Origin of the sequence: Amycolatopsis sacchari (genome assembly GCF_900114035.1) — a bacterium.
GTDB lineage: Bacteria > Actinomycetota > Actinomycetes > Mycobacteriales > Pseudonocardiaceae > Amycolatopsis_E > Amycolatopsis_E sacchari.
Genome location: NZ_FORP01000020.1, coordinates 99,127 through 118,495 on the forward strand (window position 1 = coordinate 99,127; position 19,369 = coordinate 118,495).

Here is a 19,369-nt window from a genome sequence, read left to right on the forward strand (position 1 = left end):
AGACCCCGCTCGAACTCCCCAGGAAGCCCGTGCCCCGCCAGAAATCGCGCAGAATCAGCTGGGACGCCGTCCGCGTCGCCGCCGTGCTGGCGGTGATGCTGGGCCACATCACCCACCAGGGCCCGCTCGCGCACCCCGAACTCGCCGACTACCCGTTCCGCGTCACCGGCCAGTTCGGCGCCGCCGGGCTCATGGTCATCTCCGGTTTCTTCGTCTGCCAGACGATCCGGCGCGGCTCGACGGGCCGCTGGCTGTGGCGCAAGGTCGCGCGCCTGCTGCCGCCGTACCTCGTCGCCGTCGTCGTCACCTACTTCGTGATGCGGACGGCGGGCGCGGTCTTCAACGGGCAGGGCTTCGGCGGCGGCTGGTTCGCGACGCTGTTCGGCCCGACCTCGGACGGCATCGCGTGGAAGACGTCGTGGTACGTCCCCGTCGGCAAGGACCTGCTGATCAACCTGTTCATGGTGCAGGGCTGGCACCAGTCGTTCATCTGGCTCGACGGCTCGTACTGGACGCTGCCGGTGCAGCTGATGGTGTTCGCGGCGGCCGCGCTGCTGTGGGCGCGCGTGCCGTGGCTGCGGGGCGACCGGCGGCTCCAGGCGCTCGCGTGGGGGCTGACGCTGGTGCCGCTGTTCGTCCGGTTCGTCGTGATCGGCGTGCACAACCCGGCGCCGTGGGCGTACAGCGTGGTGTTCGGCTTCGGGCTGCACCGGATGCACGCCTTCGCCGCGGGCATCGCCGTGTGGCTGTGGTCCCGCGACCGCATGCGCGGCGCGCACCTGGCGCTGCTGCTCGCCGCCGTGGTGTGCGCGCAGGACCTGCACCTCTACCCTGACCACGTGGCGCTGCCCACCGATCCCGCGCGGCTGCCGTCGGACCTCGGTTTCGCCGTGCTCCTCGTCACGATCTGCGCCGCGGCGAAGGGGCCGGACTGGACGTTCCTGCGCCCGCTGGCCCCGGCGATCAGGTGGCTGGCCGGGATCTCCTACGGCGTGTACCTGGTGCACCAGGAGCTGGGCTACGTGCTCGCCAGGGTGCTGCTGGACCTCGGGGTGCCGGGCTGGGCGCGGCTCCCGCTCGTCGTCGCCGCGGCGATCCTGACCGGCTGGCTGCTCACTACACTGGTTGAACGACCGGTGCACGAGCGGCTGACCCGACCGCGCCGGACGGCGCCATCGCCCCGATCCGCGCCGGACGACCTCCTGCCCGAGCGGGCGGGCGGTCCGCCGGCGCCCGTTTCTGTCGGTGGTCCGTCCTAGCATGGCCGCGGCCGCAGCCTGACGGCCGGAATATCCAGTGAAGGGACCTTGGCGTGGCTGATCGCCTCGTTGTTCGCGGCGCCCGCGAGCACAACCTCCGCGGCGTCGACCTCGACCTGCCCAGGGACAGCCTGATCGTGTTCACCGGCCTGTCCGGCTCGGGGAAGTCGAGCCTGGCGTTCGACACGATCTTCGCCGAGGGGCAGCGCCGGTACGTCGAGTCGCTCTCGGCGTACGCGCGGCAGTTCCTGGGGCAGATGGACAAGCCGGACGTCGACTTCATCGAGGGCCTGTCGCCCGCGGTGTCGATCGACCAGAAGTCCACCTCGCGCAACCCGCGGTCCACCGTGGGCACCATCACGGAGGTCTACGACTACCTGCGCCTGCTGTTCGCGCGCGCCGGCAAGCCGCACTGCCCGCAGTGCGGCGAGCCGATCAGCAAGCAGACGCCGCAGCAGATCGTCGACCAGGTGCTCGAGATGGAGCCGGGGACGCGCTTCCAGGTGCTGGCGCCGGTCGTGCGCGGCCGCAAGGGCGAGTACCAGGACCTGTTCGCGAACCTGCAGCAGCAGGGCTACTCGCGCGCCCGCGTCGACGGGCAGGTGTACCAGCTCACCGACCCGCCGAAGCTGAAGAAGCAGGAGAAGCACCACATCGGCGTCGTGGTCGACCGGCTGTCGGTCAAGCCGTCGTCGAAGCAGCGGCTCACCGACTCGGTGGAGACGGCGCTGCGGCTGGCCGACGGGCTGGTCGAGCTGGAGTTCGTCGACCTGCCGGAGGGTGACCCGCACCGCGTGCGGGGCTTCTCGGAGAACCTGGCCTGCCCCAACGGCCACCCGCTGACCATCGAGGACCTCGAGCCGCGCTCGTTCTCGTTCAACTCGCCGTACGGCGCGTGCCCCGAGTGCACCGGGATCGGCATCCGCAAGGAGGTCGACCCCGAGCTCGTGGTGCCGGACGACGAGCTGTCGCTGGCCGAGGGCGCGATCGCGCCGTGGGCGGGCGGGCAGAGCGCCGAGTACTTCCAGCGGCTGCTGGAGTCGCTCGCGGAGACCATCGGCTTCCGGATGGACACGCCGTGGCGCAAGCTGCCCGCGAAGGTGCAGAAGGCGGTGCTGCACGGCGTCAACGAGCAGGTGCACGTCCGCTACCGCAACCGCTACGGCCGCCAGCGCTCGTACTACGCGAACTTCGAGGGCGTCATCCCGTTCCTGGAGCGCCGCCTCGACCAGACCGAGTCGGAGTACATGCGCGAGCGGTACGAGGGCTACATGCGCGAGGTGCCGTGCCCGGCGTGCCAGGGCACCCGCCTCAAGCCGGAGATCCTCGCCGTGACGCTGGAGCACGCCGAGTACGGTGACCGGTCGATCGCCGAGGTGTGCGCGCTGTCGATCGAGGAGGCATCGGACTTCCTCGACGGGCTCAAGCTCGGCCAGCGGCAGAAGATGATCGCCGGCGCGGTGCTCAAGGAGATCCAGGCGCGGCTGCGCTTCCTGCTCGACGTGGGGCTGAACTACCTCTCGCTCGACCGCGCCGCCGGTACCCTCTCCGGTGGCGAGGCGCAGCGCATCCGGCTCGCGACGCAGATCGGCTCGGGCCTGGTGGGCGTGCTGTACGTGCTGGACGAGCCGTCGATCGGCCTGCACCAGCGGGACAACCACCGCCTGATCGAGACGCTGACGCGGCTGCGCGACCTCGGCAACACGCTGATCGTCGTCGAGCACGACGAGGACACGATCCGCTCCAGCGACTGGGTCGTCGACATCGGGCCGGGTGCCGGTGAGCACGGCGGTCAGGTCGTCCACAGTGGACCGTACAAGAAGCTGTTGCGCAGCAAGGAGTCGCTGACGGGGCAGTACCTGTCGGGGCGCAAGGGCATCGCGGTGCCGGAGATCCGCAGGCCGGTCGACCGCAAGCGGCAGCTGACGGTCGTGGGCGCGCGGGAGCACAACCTGCGCGGTGTCGACGTGTCGTTCCCGCTGGGCTGCCTCGTGTCGGTGACGGGCGTGTCCGGTTCGGGCAAGTCCACGCTGGTCAACGACATCCTGGCGACGGTGCTGGCGAACAAGCTCAACGGCGCGCGGCAGGTGCCGGGCAGGCACACGCGCGTGCGCGGGCTGGACCTGGTGGACAAGCTGGTGCGGGTGGACCAGTCGCCGATCGGCCGCACCCCGCGGTCCAACCCGGCGACGTACACCGGGGTGTGGGACCACATCCGCAAGCTGTTCGCGGCCACCACCGAGGCGAAGGTGCGCGGCTACCAGCCGGGCCGGTTCTCGTTCAACGTCAAGGGCGGCCGCTGCGAGGCCTGCGCCGGGGACGGCACGATCAAGATCGAGATGAACTTCCTGCCGGACGTGTACGTGCCGTGCGAGGTGTGCAAGGGCGCCCGGTACAACCGGGAGACCCTGGAGGTGCACTACAAGGGCAAGACGGTCTCGGACGTGCTGGACATGCCGATCGAGGAGGCCGCGGAGTTCTTCGAGCCGATCAAGGCGATCCACCGGCACCTGCAGACGCTGGTGGACGTCGGGCTCGGCTACGTGCGGCTGGGCCAGCCCGCGCCGACGCTGTCGGGTGGCGAGGCGCAGCGCGTGAAGCTCGCGAGCGAGCTGCAGAAGCGGTCGACGGGCAAGACGGTGTACGTCCTCGACGAGCCGACGACCGGTCTGCACTTCGAGGACATCCGCAAGCTGCTCGGCGTGATCAACGGCCTGGTGGACAAGGGCAACACGGTCATCGTGATCGAGCACAACCTGGACGTGATCAAGACTTCGGACTGGATCATCGACATGGGCCCGGAGGGCGGTTCGGGCGGCGGCACGGTCGTCGCGCAGGGCACGCCGGAGCAGGTCGCCGAGGTCGAGGAGAGCCACACGGGCCAGTTCCTCCGCACGGTGCTGGCAGGCGCCTGAGGCAGCTCGGTGAGGCCGGTTTCCGGGCCGGTCTCACCGGAGTTCGCAGGCCCCTCGGGCTCAAGGGCCGACCACTGCTGTCGCTGTCGTGAGGAAGTCGTTCCAGCCGGAACCGGCGACCACCGGGTCGTGGACGATCGTGACCGCCGTTCCGGCGGACGACTCCACGAGAGCCGCCCGCCGGAACGCGGGGAGATGCTCAGCCCGCCAGCGAGCCGTCGCCGGTTTCCGGCGCACCGTGCGGAAGGACGCGGACCTGCTTGGCCCTGGCCAGCGCCTTGGCCCGGGCGTCCTTGTCCGGCGTGGCATGCGCGTCCGCCCGGGCCTTCTTGGCTTCCAGCGCCTTCAGGCACTCGGCGTCGCGGGCAGCGGCGAGCTTGCCTGCGTCGGCCTGGGTGGCCGCCTTGTCCGACAGAGCCTCGCAGGGGCTGGGGGCCGAGGCGCTCGCGGTGGGCAGGACGACGAGACTGCCGGCAGCGGCGAGCAGGCCGGCCGCGGTGAGGAGCTTCATGGTGGGCATGGGTTTTCCTTTCAGGACAGTTTGGCGTAGACGATGATGTTGTCGCGATAGCTGTGCGCGGCGTGGTCGAAGCTGCCGCCACACGTGATCAAGCGCAGCTCGGGATCGGAGGTGTCGCCGTAGACAGCCTCGGTGGGGAACTGGTCCTTGTCGACCTGATCGACGCGGGTGACGGAGAACCTGGCGACGGAACCGTCCACTCTGGACACGGTGACCTCGTCTCCCGGCTTCAGTTCGTGCAGCCGGTAGAAGACGCCCTTCTGCCCCTTCCCGTCGACGTGACCGAGGATCACCGCGGGCCCGACGTCACCGGGCGGAGGGCCTTCGTGATACCAGCCCGCCTGCTGGGGAGTCTCCACCGGCGGCACCTGGACGGTGCCGTCGGCGTTCACCCCCAGCGGGACGAGACTCGAGTGCGCCCCGATCTTCGGGATGTCCACCGCGCTCGGGTCCGCGACCGCCACGGTCACCGGGCCCCCGGCGTTTTCCGCGGGTGGTGTGGTGCCCGCGCCGGCTGATCCGGTACCCGTGCACCCGGCGAGCAGCAGGCCGAGCACGGCCAGCAGGGACAGCACCGCGTTCCGCATCGATGCCGGCCGTCTTCTTGTTCTCAACAAGGACCCCCATCGCTTTCTGCGCTTGACGCCCCACAAGGCGCCGGAGGGGCGCCTTCGTGTTGCGATCGTTATCTCACCGTTATCCGGGATCGCGTCGTGAGAGGCCCGCCGCCAGTAGCGGGGAAAACGAGGTTTGCCGTGGACAGCCACTGATTCGCGCTCAGCTGGAACCGTTACCGGCGCAACGACGTGTGCCCGATGGGGCACATCCGACCTTTCCACGCCGGCCTCACCGGGGTTCGCGGGCTGCCGCGAAAGATCGCTCATACTGGAGGTCGTGCGGCTCAACGGCTACCGGTTCCGGGACACGTGGTTCCTGCCCGCCCCGCGGCGGGCCGTGTTCGACGCCGTGGCCGATCTCGAGGGCTACCCGCGCTGGTGGCCCGACGTCCGTTCGGTGCGCAAGATCGACGAAGACACGGCGGAGCTGGTCTGCCGGGCGACGCTGCCGTACCGACTGGTGATCCGCATGCGCCGCGCGGAGCAGGACGCGTCCGCGGGCCGCCTGCGCGTCCACCTCGACGGTGACCTCCAGGGCTCACTCGCCGCGCGCGTGCTCGGCCACCCCCGTGGCACGACGCTGGACATCACGCAGGAGGTCGTGGCCACGAAACCGTTGCTGCGCCGCCTCTCCCCGGTCGCGCGCCCGCTCTTCCAGCTCAACCACGCGCTCATGATGCGCCGAGGTCGGCGCGGTCTCCTCGACCGCCTGGCCTGACCCCCACGAAAGACGCCCGCCCGGGAAAACCCGGGCGGGCGCCGACGAACCAGCACTCAGGCGAGCGCCTTCTCCCTGGCGGGTTCCTCCGGGGTCTGCTCGTCCTCGTCCAGCAATGTGGTCTCGTTGAACGGTTCCCGGCCCGCCAGCACCGCCGCGGCCTTCTCCCGGTCGAACTCCTTCGTCCACGAGCCGATCAGCACGGTCGCCACCGCGTTGCCCGCGAAGTTGGTCACCGCACGCGCCTCCGACATGAACCGGTCGATGCCGAGGATGAACCCGACGCCGTCGACGAGGTCCGGCCGGTGCGACTGCAGCCCGCCCGCGAGCGTCGCGATGCCGGCGCCGCTCACGCCCGCCGCACCCTTCGACGCGATGATCATGAACACCAGCAGCGAGATCTGCTCCCCGATGGACAGCGGGCTGCCCTGCGCCGTCGCGATGAACAGCGTCGCCATCGTCAGGTAGATCGCGGTGCCGTCGAGGTTGAACGAGTACCCCGTCGGCACGGTGATCCCGGCGACCGACCGGCTCACGCCGAGGTGCTGCATCTTCGCGATCAGCCGCGGCAGCGCCGACTCCGACGACGAGGTCGACACGATCAGCAGGAACTCCCGCGCGAGGTACCGCAGCAGGCTGAAGATGTTGATCCGCGCCCCGAACCACAGGATCGCGCCGAGCACGATGGACACGAACAGCACGCACGTGATGTAGAACCCGAGCATCACGACCAGCAGGCTCCGCAGCGCCGCCCAGCCGGTGTTGCCGACGACGGCGGCGATCGCCCCGAACGCGCCGATCGGCGCGGCCCACATGATCATCGACAGGATCCGGAACACCAGCTTCTGGATGTGCTCGATCCCGCGCAGGATCGGCTTGCCCGCCGGCCCGAGCTTCTGCAGCGCGAACCCGGCCAGCAGCGCGACGAGCAGCGTCTGCAGCACCGAGCCCTCGGTGAACGCCGACAGCAGCGACGTCGGGATGATGCCGAGCAGGAAGTCCGTGCTGCCCTCGCCGCCGGTCGCCTGCTGGTGCGCCTTCGCTGCGGCGCTGGGGTCCAGGTGCAGCCCCGAGCCCGGGTGCAGCACGTTGCCCACGACGAGCCCGATGATCAGGGCCACGGTGGACATCGCGAGGAAGTACCCGATGGCGATCAGGCCGACCTTGCCGACCTTCGCGGCCTTCGCGACCGAGCCGATCCCGAGCACGATGGTGCAGAAGATGATCGGCGAGATCATCATCTTGATGAGGTTGACGAACCCGGTGCCCAGTGGCGCGAGGCCCTTGGCGAACCCGGGCGCGAGGAACCCGACGATGACGCCGAGCACGACCGCCGCGACGACGGCGAGATACAGGTAGTGCATCCGGTCGCGGCGCCGTGGCGTGGCGTCGGCGGATTGCGTTGTCGGCACCCTTGCCTCCAAGTGGGGACGGCGCGCCCTCACCGGCGCGACTCGACAGGGAACTATGCGGGGCGCCGTGGCCGCGGTCACGGTTGTGTTCATTGAGTTCACGCGGCCCGCGCCCGCCTCACCCCGTCCTGGCGTGCAGCGCCAGCCGGTCCACGCCGATCGCGGTCGTCAGCAGCCGCTCCTTGCGGTCGCTGAGCAGTTTCGCCGTCCAGTCGGTGAAGCCGCCGTCGCCGATCTCGAACCGGTCCTCGCCGCCGGTCAGGAAGACCTTGAAACAGAGGTGCCGGTAGTAGTCGCGCCCGCGCTCCCTGGCGGGATCGTCGACGACGCCGGGCAGGGACCGGACGGACTCGGCGATCGCCTCGCCCTGGCGGTCGAGGCACGTCAACGCGATCCGGAACTCCCGCCCCCGCAGCGCCTCGATCAGGAACCGCAGGTGCTCGGCGAGGTGCTCCCGTTCGAAATCCGGAGCACGGCCCGCCGTCACGAACGCGAAGAGCTGGAAGTGCGCTCCCGCCCCGTCGAACAGCTGGGCCCGCGTCACGCGCTGAGTGGTAGCGAGCCGGACCGTGCCCGCACCCGTCCGCCGTGCGGCGGCTTCGAGTGCGAGACCCACCGTCGAGTCGGCCGCGACCTCGGTGCCCCGCACGGTCGCGACCGCCTTGCGCGGGTCCACCCCGCCCAGCACCCAGTGCGTGCCGAGCGGCACGAGCGGAGCCAGCGACACGGTGTCGGTGCCGGGCGGGAGCGCGGTCAGCAGCGCGTCCTCGGCCCGGCGCAGCGACAACAGGTCCACGGTGCCAGGCGTCGCGAACCGGTCCTCCCGGTAGCGGCGCAGCACGTCGGCCGGACGGCGCTCCCGCGCGCGACGCCGGAACACGTCGAGCAGGAACGTCGTCAGGTCGGACCCGGTGAGCCCGTCCAGGACGCTCGGCCCACCGGTCAGCTCGCGCACGCGGCGCACCGCCCGTTCGCTCATCGCCGCAAGCATGCCCACCCCGCCGCGGTCCTGTCAGCTCTTTTAGGCTCGACGGGTGCGGAACCGGCGCTGGAGTCTGGCCCGCCAGCTGCTGCTGGTGCAGGTCGCGGGCGTCGTCGCCCTGGTGGGCGTCGGGGCGGGGCTGGCGTTCCTCGACGCGTCGCGCTCCGCGGACCAGCGGGCCACGCGCGAGGTGCTGGCGGTCTCCCGCACCATCGCCGACGCGCCGACCGTGCTCGACGCACTGTCCACTCCGGACCCGAGCACGCGGCTGCAGCCGTACGCGGAACAGGTGCGGGCCGACACCGGGGTCGACTTCGTCACGATCATGGACCCCGACGGCATCCGCTACACGCACCCCAATCCGGCGGTGATCGGGCAGCGGTTCCTCGGCAACACGGCGGAGGCGCGCCAGGGCGGTGTCGTCGTCGAGACCTACAGCGGCACCCTCGGGCCTTCGATGCGTGCCGTGGTGCCGGTGTTCGACCGCGAGCACCGGGTGGTGGCGCTCGTCGCGGTGGGCATCCGCGTCGAGGCGATCTCCGCGGAGCTGGCGCAGCGGCTGCGGCCGTTGTTCGCGGTCGCGGCCGCCGTGCTCGTGGTGGGGCTGACGGGCAGCGTGCTCGTCAGCGGACGGCTGCGGCGGCAGACGCGTGGCCTCGCCCCGGCCGAGCTGAGCAGCGTGTTCGCCTACTACGAGGCGACGCTGCGCGCGGTCCGCGAGGGTTTGGTGCTGCTGGGCGAGGACCGCCGTGTGGTGCTGTGCAACGACGGCGCCCGGGCGCTGCTCGGTCTGCGGGACGACCCGGTCGGCAAGCCCATCGCGGAACTGGGGCTGCCCGCCGACCTGGTGACCGCCTTCCGCGACGACGAGCCCCGCACCGACGAGATCCACCTGACCGACACGCGGGTGCTGGTGGTGAGCACCGCGCCCGTCCGCTCCGACGAGCGCGCCCGCGGCATCGTGGTGACGCTGCGGGACCACACCGATCTGCAGCTGCTCACCGGTGAGCTGAACACGACACGCGGGCTCGCGGAATCCCTCCGTTCCCAGGCTCACGAGGCGGCCAACCGGCTGCACACCGTGGTGTCGCTCGTGGAAATGGGCCGTACCGAGGAGGCGGTCGAGTTCGCGACGGCGGAGCTGGAGATCGCGCAGCGGCTGACCGACCGGGTCGTGGGCGCCGTCGCCGAGCCGGTGCTCGCCGCGCTGCTGCTGGGCAAGGCCGCCGAGGCGAGCGAACGCGGCGTGGAGCTGGTGCTCACCGACGACACCGCGCTCGACGAGCTGGACCTCGAACCGCGTGACCTCGTCACGGTGCTCGGCAACCTGGTCGACAACGCCATCGACGCCGCCATCGAGAACGCGGCCGCCGCCCGCCCGCGCGTAACCGTCACGGTGCGGGACGACGACGGGCGCCTGCTCCTGCGGGTCGCGGACAGCGGCCGGGGCGTGGCGGAATCGGCGAAGGACGCGGTGTTCCAGCGCGGCTGGACGACGAAACCGCAGGAGGGGCACGGGCTGGGACTGGCGCTCGTCGGGCAGGTGGTGCGCCGCTACGGCGGGGAGATCACCCTCGGCCACGACGGCGGCGCGGTGTTCAGCGTCCGCCTGCCGTTGCGCCGGGAGGTGGCGCGGTGATCCTGGTGCTGGTGGTCGAGGACGACCCGGTCGCCGCCGAGGCGCACCGGCAGTACGTCGAGCGCGTCGCCGGGTTCACGGTCGCCGGCGTGGTGCACTCGGGTGGCGAGGCGCTGCGGTTCTGCGAACGGCACGCCGTCGACCTCGTCCTGCTCGACTTCTACCTGCCCGACACGCACGGGCTCGCGGTGTGCCGTGCGTTGCGGGCGTCGGGGAATCCCGCCGACGTGATCGCCGTGACCTCCGCGCGCGACCTCGCCGTGGTGAAGGCGGCGGTGTCCGTCGGGGTCGTGCAGTACCTGCTCAAGCCGTTCACCTTCGGTTCCCTGCGGGACAAACTGGAGCGGTACGCGGAGTTCCGCGGGAGCAGCGGCGAGGCGGCCGACCAGACCGACGTGGACCGCGCGCTCGCCGCGTTGCGCACGCCGGGGCACAACGCACTCCCGAAGGGGATGAGCGCGCAGACCATGGACGCGATCGTCGGCGCGCTGCGGGCCGCGCCCGACGGGATGCCCGCGGGTACCGCCGCGGAGGTGACCGGCGTGTCCCGCGTGACGGCGCGCCGTTACCTGGAGTACCTGGCCGACAACGGGCTCGCGCGACGCGAGCCGCGCTACGGGCACGTGGGCAGACCGGAGGTTTGGTACCGCGCGAACCCCTCATCGCTTAGGCTGCGGCCATGACCCAGGGATATCCCCAGCAGCAGTTCCCGATCCTGCTGTCCACGATGAACGATTTGCCCGGCTACAAAGTGGTCCGGGTGTTCGGCGAGGTCTTCGGCCTCACCGTGCGCAGCCGGAACATGTTCTCCACCATGGGCGCGGGGTTCAAGGCGATGGCGGGCGGTGAGCTGAAGGGTCTGTCCAAACTGCTCTCGGACTCCCGGTACGAGGCGCTCGGCCGGCTCGCGCAGGAGGCGATGAACTACGGCGCGAACGCGGTGCTCGCGCTGCGCTTCGACTGCAACGAGATCGCCCAGACCGCCAGCGAGATCGCCGCCTACGGCACCGCGGTGTACGTCGTGCCGGAGGGTGCCGAGCAGGCGCCCCAGCAGCAGGCCGCGCCCCAGCAACAGCCGCAGCAGTACCAGCAGTACGCCCCGCCGCAGCAGCAGTACCAGCAGCCGCAGGGTTATCCGCAGCAGTGACGGCGCACTCCGGCCGGTCCAGCTCGGCGGCGATCTCGCCGAGGTGGACCGGCCGGTACTGCGAGCCATGCAGCCCGGCGACCTCCTACACGACGGCCATCAGCACCGCGGCGACGGCGAAACCGGTCACGGACAACAGGGTTTCCAGCACGGTCCAGGTCTTGAGCGTGTCACCGACCGACAGCCCGAAGTAGCGCGAAACGATCCAGAAGCCGCCGTCGTTGACGTGCGAGGCGATGATCGACCCGGCGGAGATCGCGACCACCAGCAGCGCCAGCTGCACCTGCGAGTAGCCCAGCTCGGTGACCGTCGGCGCGATGATGCCGCTCGTCGTCACGATCGCCACGGTCGCCGAACCCTGCGCGATCCGCAGCCCGCAGCTGATCACGTACGCCGCGAAGATCACGGGCAGGCCCGCGTCGTGCAACGAGTCCGCGACCGCCTTGCCGATCCCGGTCGCCGACAGCACCGCCCCGAAGAACGCCCCGGCCCCGACCACGAGCAGCAGCATCGCGACCGGCCGCAGCGAGGCCGCCGCCAGCTCGGAGAGGTCCTTGCCGCTCATCCCGCGCCGGTAGCCCAGCAGCCAGGACGCGAGCAGCACGGTGATCGTCAGCGCGACCGCGGGCGTGCCGACGAAGGCCGCGATCCCGGCCAGCACCGAGTTCTTCGGCAGCCAGATGCTGCCGAACGTGCCCGCGAGGATCAGCACGAGCGGCACCGCGATGATGCCCGTGACGAGGCCCAGCGACGGCGGGTGCTCGTCCTCCTCCTCGACGACGATCATCTCCTCCGGCACGGACCGGTTCATCCGCTTGCCGATCCAGCTCGGGAACAGCACGCCGCTGACGAACCAGGCGGGGATCCCGCACACCGCGCCCATCAGGATGATCCAGCCGAGGTCCACGTGCAGCAGCCCGGCGGCCGCGACCGGCCCGGGGTGCGGCGGGATGAACGCGTGCGTCATCGACAGGCCCGCGAGCAGCGGCAGGCAGTACGGCAGGATCGACCGGCCACCCTGCCGCGCCGCGACGTACACCAGCGGCGCGAGCACGAAGATGCCGATGTCGAAGAACACCGGGATGCCGAAGATCAGGCCGGCCAGCCCCATCGCGAGCGGCGCCCGCTTCTCGCCGAACGACCGCAGCAGCGCCCCGGTCAGCACGCGCGCCCCGCCGGAGCGTTCGAGTATCGAGCCGAGCAGCGTGCCGAGCCCGATGATCGCCGTGATGTGCCCGAGGATGCCCCCGAAACCCTTTTCCAGCAACGAATCCGACGTCTTCTGCGCGGTGCCGACGATCGTGCCGACGGGCAGTCCCGCGGCGAGCGCGGTCAGCAGGCCCACCACGATCAACGCGATGAACGGCTCGACCTTCAGCTTGATGATCATCAGCAGCAGGACGGCGATGGACACGGCGGCGAGCGTGAGCAGCCCGCCCGTCGTGTGCTGCAACCAGTGGATCAAACGGACCTCCGTCGGAGCGAGTGCCCGGCGAGCGCGCCGGTCGGGGAGCCGTCGTCGAGGGCGGCGACGCCGTTGACGAAGACGTGGGAGATGCCCTCGGCGGGTTGCCGGGGGTCGTCGAAGGTGGCGGTGTCCCGGACGGTGTCCGGGTCGAACAGCACCAGGTCGGCGGCGTAGCCCTCGCGGACCAGCCCCCGGTCGGTCAGGCGCAGCCGCCGCGCGGCCCTGCCGGTCAGGTGGGCGACGCATTCGGGCAGGCTCAGCACACCGAGCTCCCGCACGTAGCGGGCGAGGTAGCGGGGGAACGTGCCCCACGCGCGCGGGTGCGGCCGGTCGCCGACGAGCAGCCCGTCGCTGCCGCCGGTGTGCGTGCGGTGCTTCATGATCGTCCGCACGTTCTCCTCGTGCCCCACGTGCATCAGGCACGAGGCGCCCAGCCGCTCGGACACGAGCACGTCGAAGTACAGCCGCGCGGGCGGAACCCCTTGGCGCCGCGCGGCTTCCGCGACGGTCAGCCCGACGAGGTGCGCGTTCTCGGCCTTCCGGACGCCGTTGATCTCGATGGTCGACCAGTCCATCGGCACCCCGTGCGCGCCGTCGGACCCGGTTTCCTCGATGTCCGCGCGGATGCGCTCACGGGTGTCCGGATCGGACAGTCGCGCCAGCGTCGCGTCCAGCCCGCCCTCGGCGGCCCAACTCGGCAGCAGCGCGGACAGGTAGGTCGCGCCGGGCAGGTACGGGTAGGTGTCGAGCGTGATGTCCACGCCGTCGTCGAGCGCTTCGTCGAGCAGGCGCAGCAGGTCGGACGCCTTGCCCTTGTTGACGGAGAAGTTCATCGTCGCGTGAGCCAGGTGCAGCGGGCAACCCGCACGGCGTGACACGTCGACCATCTCCGCGAACGCCTCCAGCGCGCCTGCGCCGTAGCTGCGGTGGTGGGGGCTGTAGTAGCCGCCGAGCTCGCCGACGACTTCGCACAACGCGACCAGCTCGGCGGTACTGGCGTACATCCCGGGTGTGTAGGTGAGGCCGGACGAGAGCCCTGCCGCGCCCTCCCGCAGCCCGGTCGCCACCAGCTCCCGCATCCGGTCCATTTCGGACTCTGTCGCCGGCCGGTCGTCGTGCCCGACGACGAGCATCCGCACGGTTCCTTGTGGCACGAGATAAGCGGCGTTGACCGCGATGCCCTCGTCCAGCCGGTCCAGGTACTCGCCGACCGACCGCCACGACCACGCGAAACCGGCCGGGTCGTCGTTCCAGCCCGCGAGCTGCTGCCGCAACGCGGCGAGCGTCTCGTCGTCGACCGGGGCGTAGGACAGCCCGTCCTGCCCCAGCACCTCCGTCGTGACACCCTGGGACACCTTCGCCAGGTGGTCCGGCTGGGCGAGGATCTGCAGGTCCGAGTGCGAGTGCATGTCGATGAACCCGGGTGCGAGCACGAGCCCGTCCGCGTCGATCACCCGGCGCCCGGTGAGCGAGTCCCCGATCGCGGCGATGCGGCCCTCGCTGATCCCGACGTCGGCACGCACGAGAGGGGCCCCGGTGCCGTCGGCGATCCGGGCACCGCGGATCACTGTGTCCATGGGAGTTCCTAGAAGTAGGTCCGGACGAGGTCGACGACGGTTTCGCCGTCCACTACCGGGATCAGCTGCCACTTGTCGAACACCGTGCACGGGTGCGACAGCCCCAGCCCGATCCAGTCACCCACGCGCACCGGGGAACCGGCGGGCAGTGACAGGAACGAGTGCTGGTCGTTCATCGCGGTGATCGCGTGCCCGTCCAGCGGCTCGGTTTTCCCGTCATGGCGCAGGAACTGCGGTTCGGGCAGCCCCTCGTCGAACGACGCGTCCCGCTTGCCGAGCGTCAGCAGCGCGAGGTCGTCCGTGGGTTTTGAGGTGACCTGGGCCCACGCGCGCAGCGCGGAGCGGAAGCGGTCGTGCAGCGGGGAAATCGAGCGGTAGAACCCGTCGTCGTGCGTGACGTACGCGCCACTGCGCAGCACCGGCACCACGTCCAGCCCGTCGGGCCAGCCGGTCAGTTCGTCCGCCACGAGGTCGAAGTAGGCGCTGCCGCCCGCGGTGACCACGATCGTCCCGTCGAAGAAACCACGCTCCGCCAACGTGATCGTCAGCGCCTTCAGCCGCCGCAGGTAGGCGGCAACGATCTGTCGCGAGTGCGTCGAGCTGTCGTGCGCCAGCGCACCCTCGTAACCGCTGACGCCGATCAGCCGCAGCGACGGGCTTTCCCGCACCGCCTCGGCGATCGCGAGCGCGGTCGCTTCGTCACGCGCCCCGGTACGGCCGCCGTCGCCACCCAGCTCGACCAGGACGTCCACGGGCCGCTTCGCCCCGGCCAGCGCCTCGGTCATCAGCTCCACGGAGCGGACCGAGTCCACCCAGCAGCTGAACTCGAACCCCGGATCCCGCTCCAGCTCGGCGGCCAGCCAGCGCAGCGCGGCCGCGTCCACCAGCTGGTTCGCCAGCAGCACGCGGGAAACGCCGAACGCGCGGTAGACCCGCAGCTGGCTCGCGTTCGCGGCGGTCATGCCCCAGGCGCCGAGTTCGAGCTGGCGCGCGAACAGCTGGGGCGCCATCGTGGTCTTGCCGTGCGGCGCGAGCCGGACGCCGTGGCCGGCACACCAGTCGGCCATCGTGCGGAGGTTGTGCTCGAGCGCGTCGGCTTCGAGCACGACCACGGGCGCGACGAAGCCGTCGTCGAACAGGTGGAGCCGCTGCTTCGCGGCCTGTCCGAGCGACAGCCCCCACAGTGCCGGAGGGATCGCCTTGAACCGCCAGTCGAGCGGTTCGTCCCGCAGCGCGGTGAGCGCGGCGGGGTCGAGCGAGCAGTCGGAGGAGGTCATCGGTACTCCGTTGCGTGATGTGCAATGGTGGTTGCACATGATGAATGCAGTAGATGTAGCATCGTCACTCGTGCGGGTCAATGGGAGCGGCCGTGAGCCAGAGTCTTGATCGCGGGCTGAGCGTGCTCGGCGCGCTCGCCCAGGGCGCGGACACGCTCGACGCGCTCGCCGAGGAGCTGGGCGTGCACAAGTCCACGGTGCTACGGCTGCTGCGCACCCTGGAGGCACACCACTTCGTCCGGCGCGAGGGCACGCGGCACTACCGGCTCGGCAGCGCGTTGTTCGACCTCGCCAGCCGCGCGCTGGAGGATCGCGACGTCCGCCGCAGCGCCGCGCCCGCGCTCGCGGAGCTGAACGCGCGCACCGGCCACACCGTGCACCTCGCGACGTACGAGGACGGCGAGGTCGTATACGTCGACAAGTACGAGGGCACGCACAGCGTGCGCATGTACTCGCGGATCGGCAAGCGCGCCCCGCTGCACTGCACGGCCGTCGGCAAGGTGCTCGTCGCCGCGCTCGACCCGGTGCGCCGCGCGGAGGTCGCGCGGTCGCTCGACTACCCGGCCCTGACGGAGAACACGATCACCAGCGCGGAGGCGTACCTGGCCGAGCTGGAGCGCGTCGCCGAGCAGGGGTACGCGGTCGACAACGCCGAGCACGAGGACTTCATCCACTGCGTCGCGGCCCCCGTGCGCGGGCCGGGCGGAGCGGTGCTCGCCGCGGTCTCGCTGTCGGTGCCGAGGGTGCTACTGGACTACGACGGGCTGCTCGCGCTCCTGCCGGAGCTGACGGCCGCGGCGGACGAGGCGTCCGTCCACAGCGGATGGACGGGACAGTGAGAGAGGGAGATTCGATGGGCAAGGTCGCGATCAGCACCGAGAACGCGCCGAAACCCGCGGCGAACTACTCGCCGGGTGTGCGCAAGGGGAACATCCTGCAGGTCGCCGGCCAGGTGGGCTTCGACCCCAAGACGGGGGAGGTCGCGGGGGCCACCGTCGCCGAGCAGGCGCGGCAGGCGTTCGCCAACGTGGAGGCGGTGCTCGCGGCGGCCGGTTCGAGCTTCGACGACGTGGTGATGGTGCGGGTGTACCTGACCGACACCGCGCACTTCGCGGAGTTCAACGAGGTCTACAACCAGCTGGTCAAGGAGCCCTACGCGGCGCGCACCACGGTCTACGTGGGCCTGCCCGAGGGGCTGCTGGTGGAGATCGACGCGCTCGCGGTGCTGGACTGAGCACGGCCGCCGCGGGGCCCGGGTTCGTGGCCCCGCGGCGGGTGCGCGTCAGTGGACGGGGCCGGTGTACTTCTCGCCGGGGCCCTGACCGGGCGCGTCGGGCACGGCCGAGGCCTCGCGGAAGGCCTTCTGGAGGGACTGGAGGCCGTCGCGCAGCGGCGCCGCGTGCAGGCCGAGGTACTCGACGGAGGACGTGACGAGCCCGGCCAGCGCGGTGATCAGGCGGCGGGCTTCGTCGAGGTCGCGGTGGGGGCTGGCGTCCGGGTCGGGATCGGCCAGGCCGAGGCGCTCGGCCGCGGCCGACATGAGCATGACGGCCGCGCGGCTGATCACCTCGACGCTGGGGATGTCCTCCAGTTCGCGCACGCCCGGGGAATTCTCGGGCTGGGAGGAAGCGTTGTAAGACACGTCTGCTACCCTTCCACGTGCGACCAGCCTCCGAGCGATCGGGGGCGGCAAGTGGAGCCCCGCTCCCACCCGTGTTGCCGGACAGGCGGCCGGGTCCGGTCTCGCCACCTCCGCGGTGGCGAAGCGCCCGCTTTCGGCGGGTGCGATCGGAACAGGGCCCCGCATGTCGGCGTTTCCCCAGGGGGAAGCCGGCGCCGGGGCCCGTGTGGTATGTGGGCACCAGGTCGAGCAGGCTGGACAACTTACCTCGGACCAAGGAGGCCACATCAGCTCCGAGACACGTATCAACGAACGCATCCGTGTTCCCGAAGTCCGTCTTGTCGGACCCAACGGTGAGCAGGTCGGGATCGTCCGGATCGAGGATGCGCTCAGGCTGGCCCAGGAGGCGGATCTCGACCTCGTCGAGGTCGCGCCGCAGGCGCACCCGCCCGTCTGCAGGCTCATGGACTACGGCAAGTTCAAGTACGAGAGCGCGCAGAAGGCCCGCGAGTCCCGCCGGAACCAGCAGCTGACCGTCATCAAAGAGCAGAAGCTGCGTCCCAAGATCGACCAGCACGACTACGAGACGAAGAAGGGGCACGTGTCCCGCTTCCTCTCGGCCGGCAACAAGGTCAAGGTGACGATCATGTTCCGCGGCCGCGAGCAGTCGCGGCCCGAGCTGGGCTTCCGCCTGCTGCAGAAGCTCGCCGACGACGTGCAGGAGCTCGGCTACGTCGAGTCGTCGCCGAAGCAGGACGGCCGGAACATGATCATGGTGCTGGCGCCGCACAAGAACGCGAAGGCGAAGCAGAAGGCCGCCAAGGAACCGGTCGAGTCCTGACGGCGCTTCGCGCAGACGCAGTCCGCAGCACACCGGGCGACCGGTGTGCTGCACTCTGAAGGAGAGCAATCATGCCCAAGATGAAGACGCACAGCGGGACCTCCAAGCGGGTCCGCGTGACCGGCAGCGGCAAGCTGCGCCGCCAGCGGGCCGGCCGTCGTCACCTGATGGAGAAGAAGGCCAGCAAGGTGACCCGCCGCCTGGAGGGCACCACCGAGCTCGCCAAGAACGACGTGGGCCGGGTCAAGCGGCTCCTCGGCCGCTGAGCTCCCCGCAGACCCGCTGACAACCCCGGGGCGCCCGCCGCGCCCCCCGAGATCGACAGGATGGACCCGTGGCACGCGTCAAGCGGGCGGTGAACGCCCAGAAGAAGCGTCGCGCAACTCTCGAACTGGCCAGCGGCTACCGCGGTCAGCGTTCGCGGCTGTACCGCAAGGCCAAGGAGCAGACGCTCCACTCGCTCAACTACGCCTACCGGGACCGCCGCGCCCGCAAGGGTGACTTCCGCCAGCTGTGGATCACCCGCATCAACGCGGCCGCCCGGCAGAACGGCGTGACCTACAACCGGTTCATCCAGGGCCTCAAGGCCGCCGGTGTCGAGGTCGACCGGAAGGTGCTGGCCGACCTGGCCGTCAACGACGCCGCGGCGTTCGCGGCGCTGGCCGAGGTCGCCAAGCAGAACGTGACGACCGGTCCCGACGCGGAGAAGAAGTCGGCCTGAGCACGAACACCTCCCGGCCCGGGGTGGATCCGTTCACCGAGCGGACCCCCCGGGTCGTTGCTGCCCGGCGCCTGCTGCGCAGGGCCGAGCGCGAGAAGACGGGCCGCTTCCTGGCCGAGGGCGCGAACGCGGTCGCCGCGGCGCTGGCCCACGGGGGCGGTTTCATGCACGAGCTGTTCGTGACGGCGCGCGCCGAGCAGGCGTACCCGGAGCTGGTGACCGCCGCCCGCGAGGCGGGGGTGCGGGTGTCCCCGGTGACGGACCGCGCCGCCGACGGCCTGTCGGAGACGGTCACCCCGCAGGGCATCGTCGCGGTCTGCGACCTGCTGACCCGCCCCCTGGACGGCCTACTCTCGGCCGCACTCGCGGAGGCCTCGGACGCTGCCTCTGGCCTGTCGCCGGTCGCCGCCCCGGCTGAGCCGGGCGCTGCCTCTGCCGTGCCGCCTCCCGCCGCCCCAGCCGAGCCGGGCGCTGCCGAGGCTGGGACCGTCTCGACTGAGCCGGGCGCCCGCGCGACTGCCGCCGCGTCGGCTGACGCGGGTGTTGGCCTGGTCGCCGGGCCGGGCCCCGCTGGCCCGTCGGCGCCGCCTCCCGCCGCCCCGGCCGAGCCGGGCGCTGGTTCGGGCGCTGCCGTCCCGGCTGAGCCCACCGCTGG

At 71.1% G+C, this 19,369-nt stretch carries 19 protein-coding genes and 1 pseudogene; 12 read left to right on the plus strand and 8 right to left on the minus strand.

Annotation, left to right across the window (positions count from 1 at the left end):
* The first annotated feature begins 29 nt into the window (after positions 1–29).
* Entirely contained in the window at positions 30–1,259 is a 1,230-nt protein-coding gene (locus tag BMZ92_RS27260) for an acyltransferase family protein (RefSeq protein ID WP_245783277.1), read from the plus strand.
* A 53-nt stretch (positions 1,260–1,312) separates the two neighbouring features.
* Complete coding sequence (gene uvrA / locus BMZ92_RS27265; RefSeq protein WP_091513196.1) at positions 1,313–4,174, plus strand: excinuclease ABC subunit UvrA; 2,862 nt, start codon at positions 1,313–1,315, stop codon at positions 4,172–4,174.
* Positions 4,175–4,373: 199 nt separating this feature from the next.
* Here the strand turns inward: uvrA and BMZ92_RS27270 are convergent, their stop codons facing one another.
* A complete protein-coding gene (locus tag BMZ92_RS27270) occupies positions 4,374–4,694 on the minus strand; it encodes a hypothetical protein (RefSeq protein ID WP_091513198.1) in 321 nt (106 codons plus the stop codon).
* Positions 4,695–4,705: 11 nt separating this feature from the next.
* Positions 4,706–5,281: a class F sortase gene (locus tag BMZ92_RS27275; protein WP_091513200.1), complete on the minus strand. Its 576-nt coding sequence runs from the start codon at positions 5,279–5,281 to the stop codon at positions 4,706–4,708.
* Positions 5,282–5,588: 307 nt separating this feature from the next.
* On the opposite strand from BMZ92_RS27275, the gene BMZ92_RS27280 reads away from it, so the two are divergent.
* A complete protein-coding gene (locus tag BMZ92_RS27280) occupies positions 5,589–6,029 on the plus strand; it encodes an SRPBCC family protein (RefSeq protein ID WP_091513202.1) in 441 nt (146 codons plus the stop codon).
* A gap of 56 nt (positions 6,030–6,085) precedes the next feature.
* Here the strand turns inward: BMZ92_RS27280 and BMZ92_RS27285 are convergent, their stop codons facing one another.
* Both BMZ92_RS27285 and BMZ92_RS27290 read right to left on the minus strand, forming a co-directional pair.
* On the minus strand, positions 6,086–7,393 hold the full coding sequence (locus BMZ92_RS27285; RefSeq protein ID WP_091513298.1) for a cation:dicarboxylate symporter family transporter: 1,308 nt from the start codon (positions 7,391–7,393) through the stop codon (positions 6,086–6,088).
* Between the two features lie 166 nt (positions 7,394–7,559).
* Positions 7,560–8,420 (minus strand): hypothetical protein, encoded by an 861-nt coding sequence (locus tag BMZ92_RS27290; protein ID WP_091513204.1) that lies wholly within the window; start codon positions 8,418–8,420, stop codon positions 7,560–7,562.
* A gap of 55 nt (positions 8,421–8,475) precedes the next feature.
* Between BMZ92_RS27290 and BMZ92_RS27295 the strand changes: the two genes are divergently transcribed.
* From BMZ92_RS27295 to BMZ92_RS27305, 3 genes are read left to right on the plus strand one after another with little or no spacing between them, the layout of a single operon-like run.
* Entirely contained in the window at positions 8,476–10,062 is a 1,587-nt protein-coding gene (locus BMZ92_RS27295) for a sensor histidine kinase (protein ID WP_245783278.1), read from the plus strand.
* Positions 10,059–10,745 carry a response regulator gene (locus BMZ92_RS27300; RefSeq protein ID WP_091513207.1) on the plus strand — a complete coding sequence of 229 codons (687 nt, stop codon included), beginning with the start codon at positions 10,059–10,061 and terminating at the stop codon, positions 10,743–10,745. Before BMZ92_RS27295 ends, BMZ92_RS27300 begins: the two co-directional genes overlap by 4 nt.
* Positions 10,742–11,209, plus strand: coding sequence for a YbjQ family protein (locus tag BMZ92_RS27305; RefSeq protein ID WP_091513210.1), 468 nt, complete (start codon positions 10,742–10,744; stop codon positions 11,207–11,209). Before BMZ92_RS27300 ends, BMZ92_RS27305 begins: the two co-directional genes overlap by 4 nt.
* Positions 11,210–11,294: 85 nt before the next feature.
* Here BMZ92_RS27305 and BMZ92_RS27310 read toward each other — a convergent pair whose 3' ends face one another.
* Genes BMZ92_RS27310 through BMZ92_RS27320 form a run of 3 tightly spaced genes read right to left on the minus strand, consistent with a single transcriptional unit; the run spans position 11,295 to position 15,531 of the window.
* Positions 11,295–12,674, minus strand: a complete 1,380-nt coding sequence (locus BMZ92_RS27310; RefSeq protein ID WP_091513212.1) for a GntP family permease — start codon at positions 12,672–12,674, stop codon at positions 11,295–11,297.
* A complete protein-coding gene (locus tag BMZ92_RS27315; RefSeq protein WP_091513214.1) occupies positions 12,671–14,254 on the minus strand; it encodes an N-acyl-D-amino-acid deacylase family protein in 1,584 nt (527 codons plus the stop codon). The genes BMZ92_RS27310 and BMZ92_RS27315 overlap by 4 nt, the downstream gene beginning before the upstream one ends.
* Positions 14,255–14,262: 8 nt before the next feature.
* A complete protein-coding gene (locus BMZ92_RS27320; protein WP_091513217.1) occupies positions 14,263–15,531 on the minus strand; it encodes an amino acid deaminase in 1,269 nt (422 codons plus the stop codon).
* 92 nt (positions 15,532–15,623) lie between these two features.
* On the opposite strand from BMZ92_RS27320, the gene BMZ92_RS27325 reads away from it, so the two are divergent.
* Positions 15,624–16,370: an IclR family transcriptional regulator gene (locus BMZ92_RS27325; protein ID WP_091513219.1), complete on the plus strand. Its 747-nt coding sequence runs from the start codon at positions 15,624–15,626 to the stop codon at positions 16,368–16,370.
* 14 nt (positions 16,371–16,384) lie between these two features.
* Complete coding sequence (locus BMZ92_RS27330) at positions 16,385–16,765, plus strand: RidA family protein (RefSeq protein WP_091513221.1); 381 nt, start codon at positions 16,385–16,387, stop codon at positions 16,763–16,765.
* A 48-nt stretch (positions 16,766–16,813) separates the two neighbouring features.
* Here the strand turns inward: BMZ92_RS27330 and BMZ92_RS27335 are convergent, their stop codons facing one another.
* Positions 16,814–17,173, minus strand: a complete 360-nt coding sequence (locus BMZ92_RS27335) for a DUF1844 domain-containing protein (protein WP_091513224.1) — start codon at positions 17,171–17,173, stop codon at positions 16,814–16,816.
* 205 nt (positions 17,174–17,378) lie between these two features.
* Here BMZ92_RS27335 and infC point away from each other — a divergent pair, with 205 nt between their 5' ends.
* The 4 genes and pseudogenes from infC to BMZ92_RS27355 form a co-directional block, all read left to right on the plus strand.
* Entirely contained in the window at positions 17,379–17,993 is a 615-nt protein-coding gene (gene infC, locus BMZ92_RS27340) for a translation initiation factor IF-3 (RefSeq protein WP_091513227.1), read from the plus strand.
* Between the two features lie 71 nt (positions 17,994–18,064).
* A complete protein-coding gene (gene rpmI, locus BMZ92_RS27345; RefSeq protein WP_091513228.1) occupies positions 18,065–18,259 on the plus strand; it encodes a 50S ribosomal protein L35 in 195 nt (64 codons plus the stop codon).
* A 68-nt stretch (positions 18,260–18,327) separates the two neighbouring features.
* Complete coding sequence (rplT, locus tag BMZ92_RS27350) at positions 18,328–18,714, plus strand: 50S ribosomal protein L20 (RefSeq protein ID WP_091513231.1); 387 nt, start codon at positions 18,328–18,330, stop codon at positions 18,712–18,714.
* 23 nt (positions 18,715–18,737) lie between these two features.
* Positions 18,738–18,980: pseudogene (locus BMZ92_RS27355) on the plus strand (RNA methyltransferase substrate-binding domain-containing protein); the annotation flags it as partial.
* Positions 18,981–19,369 lie beyond the last annotated feature (389 nt).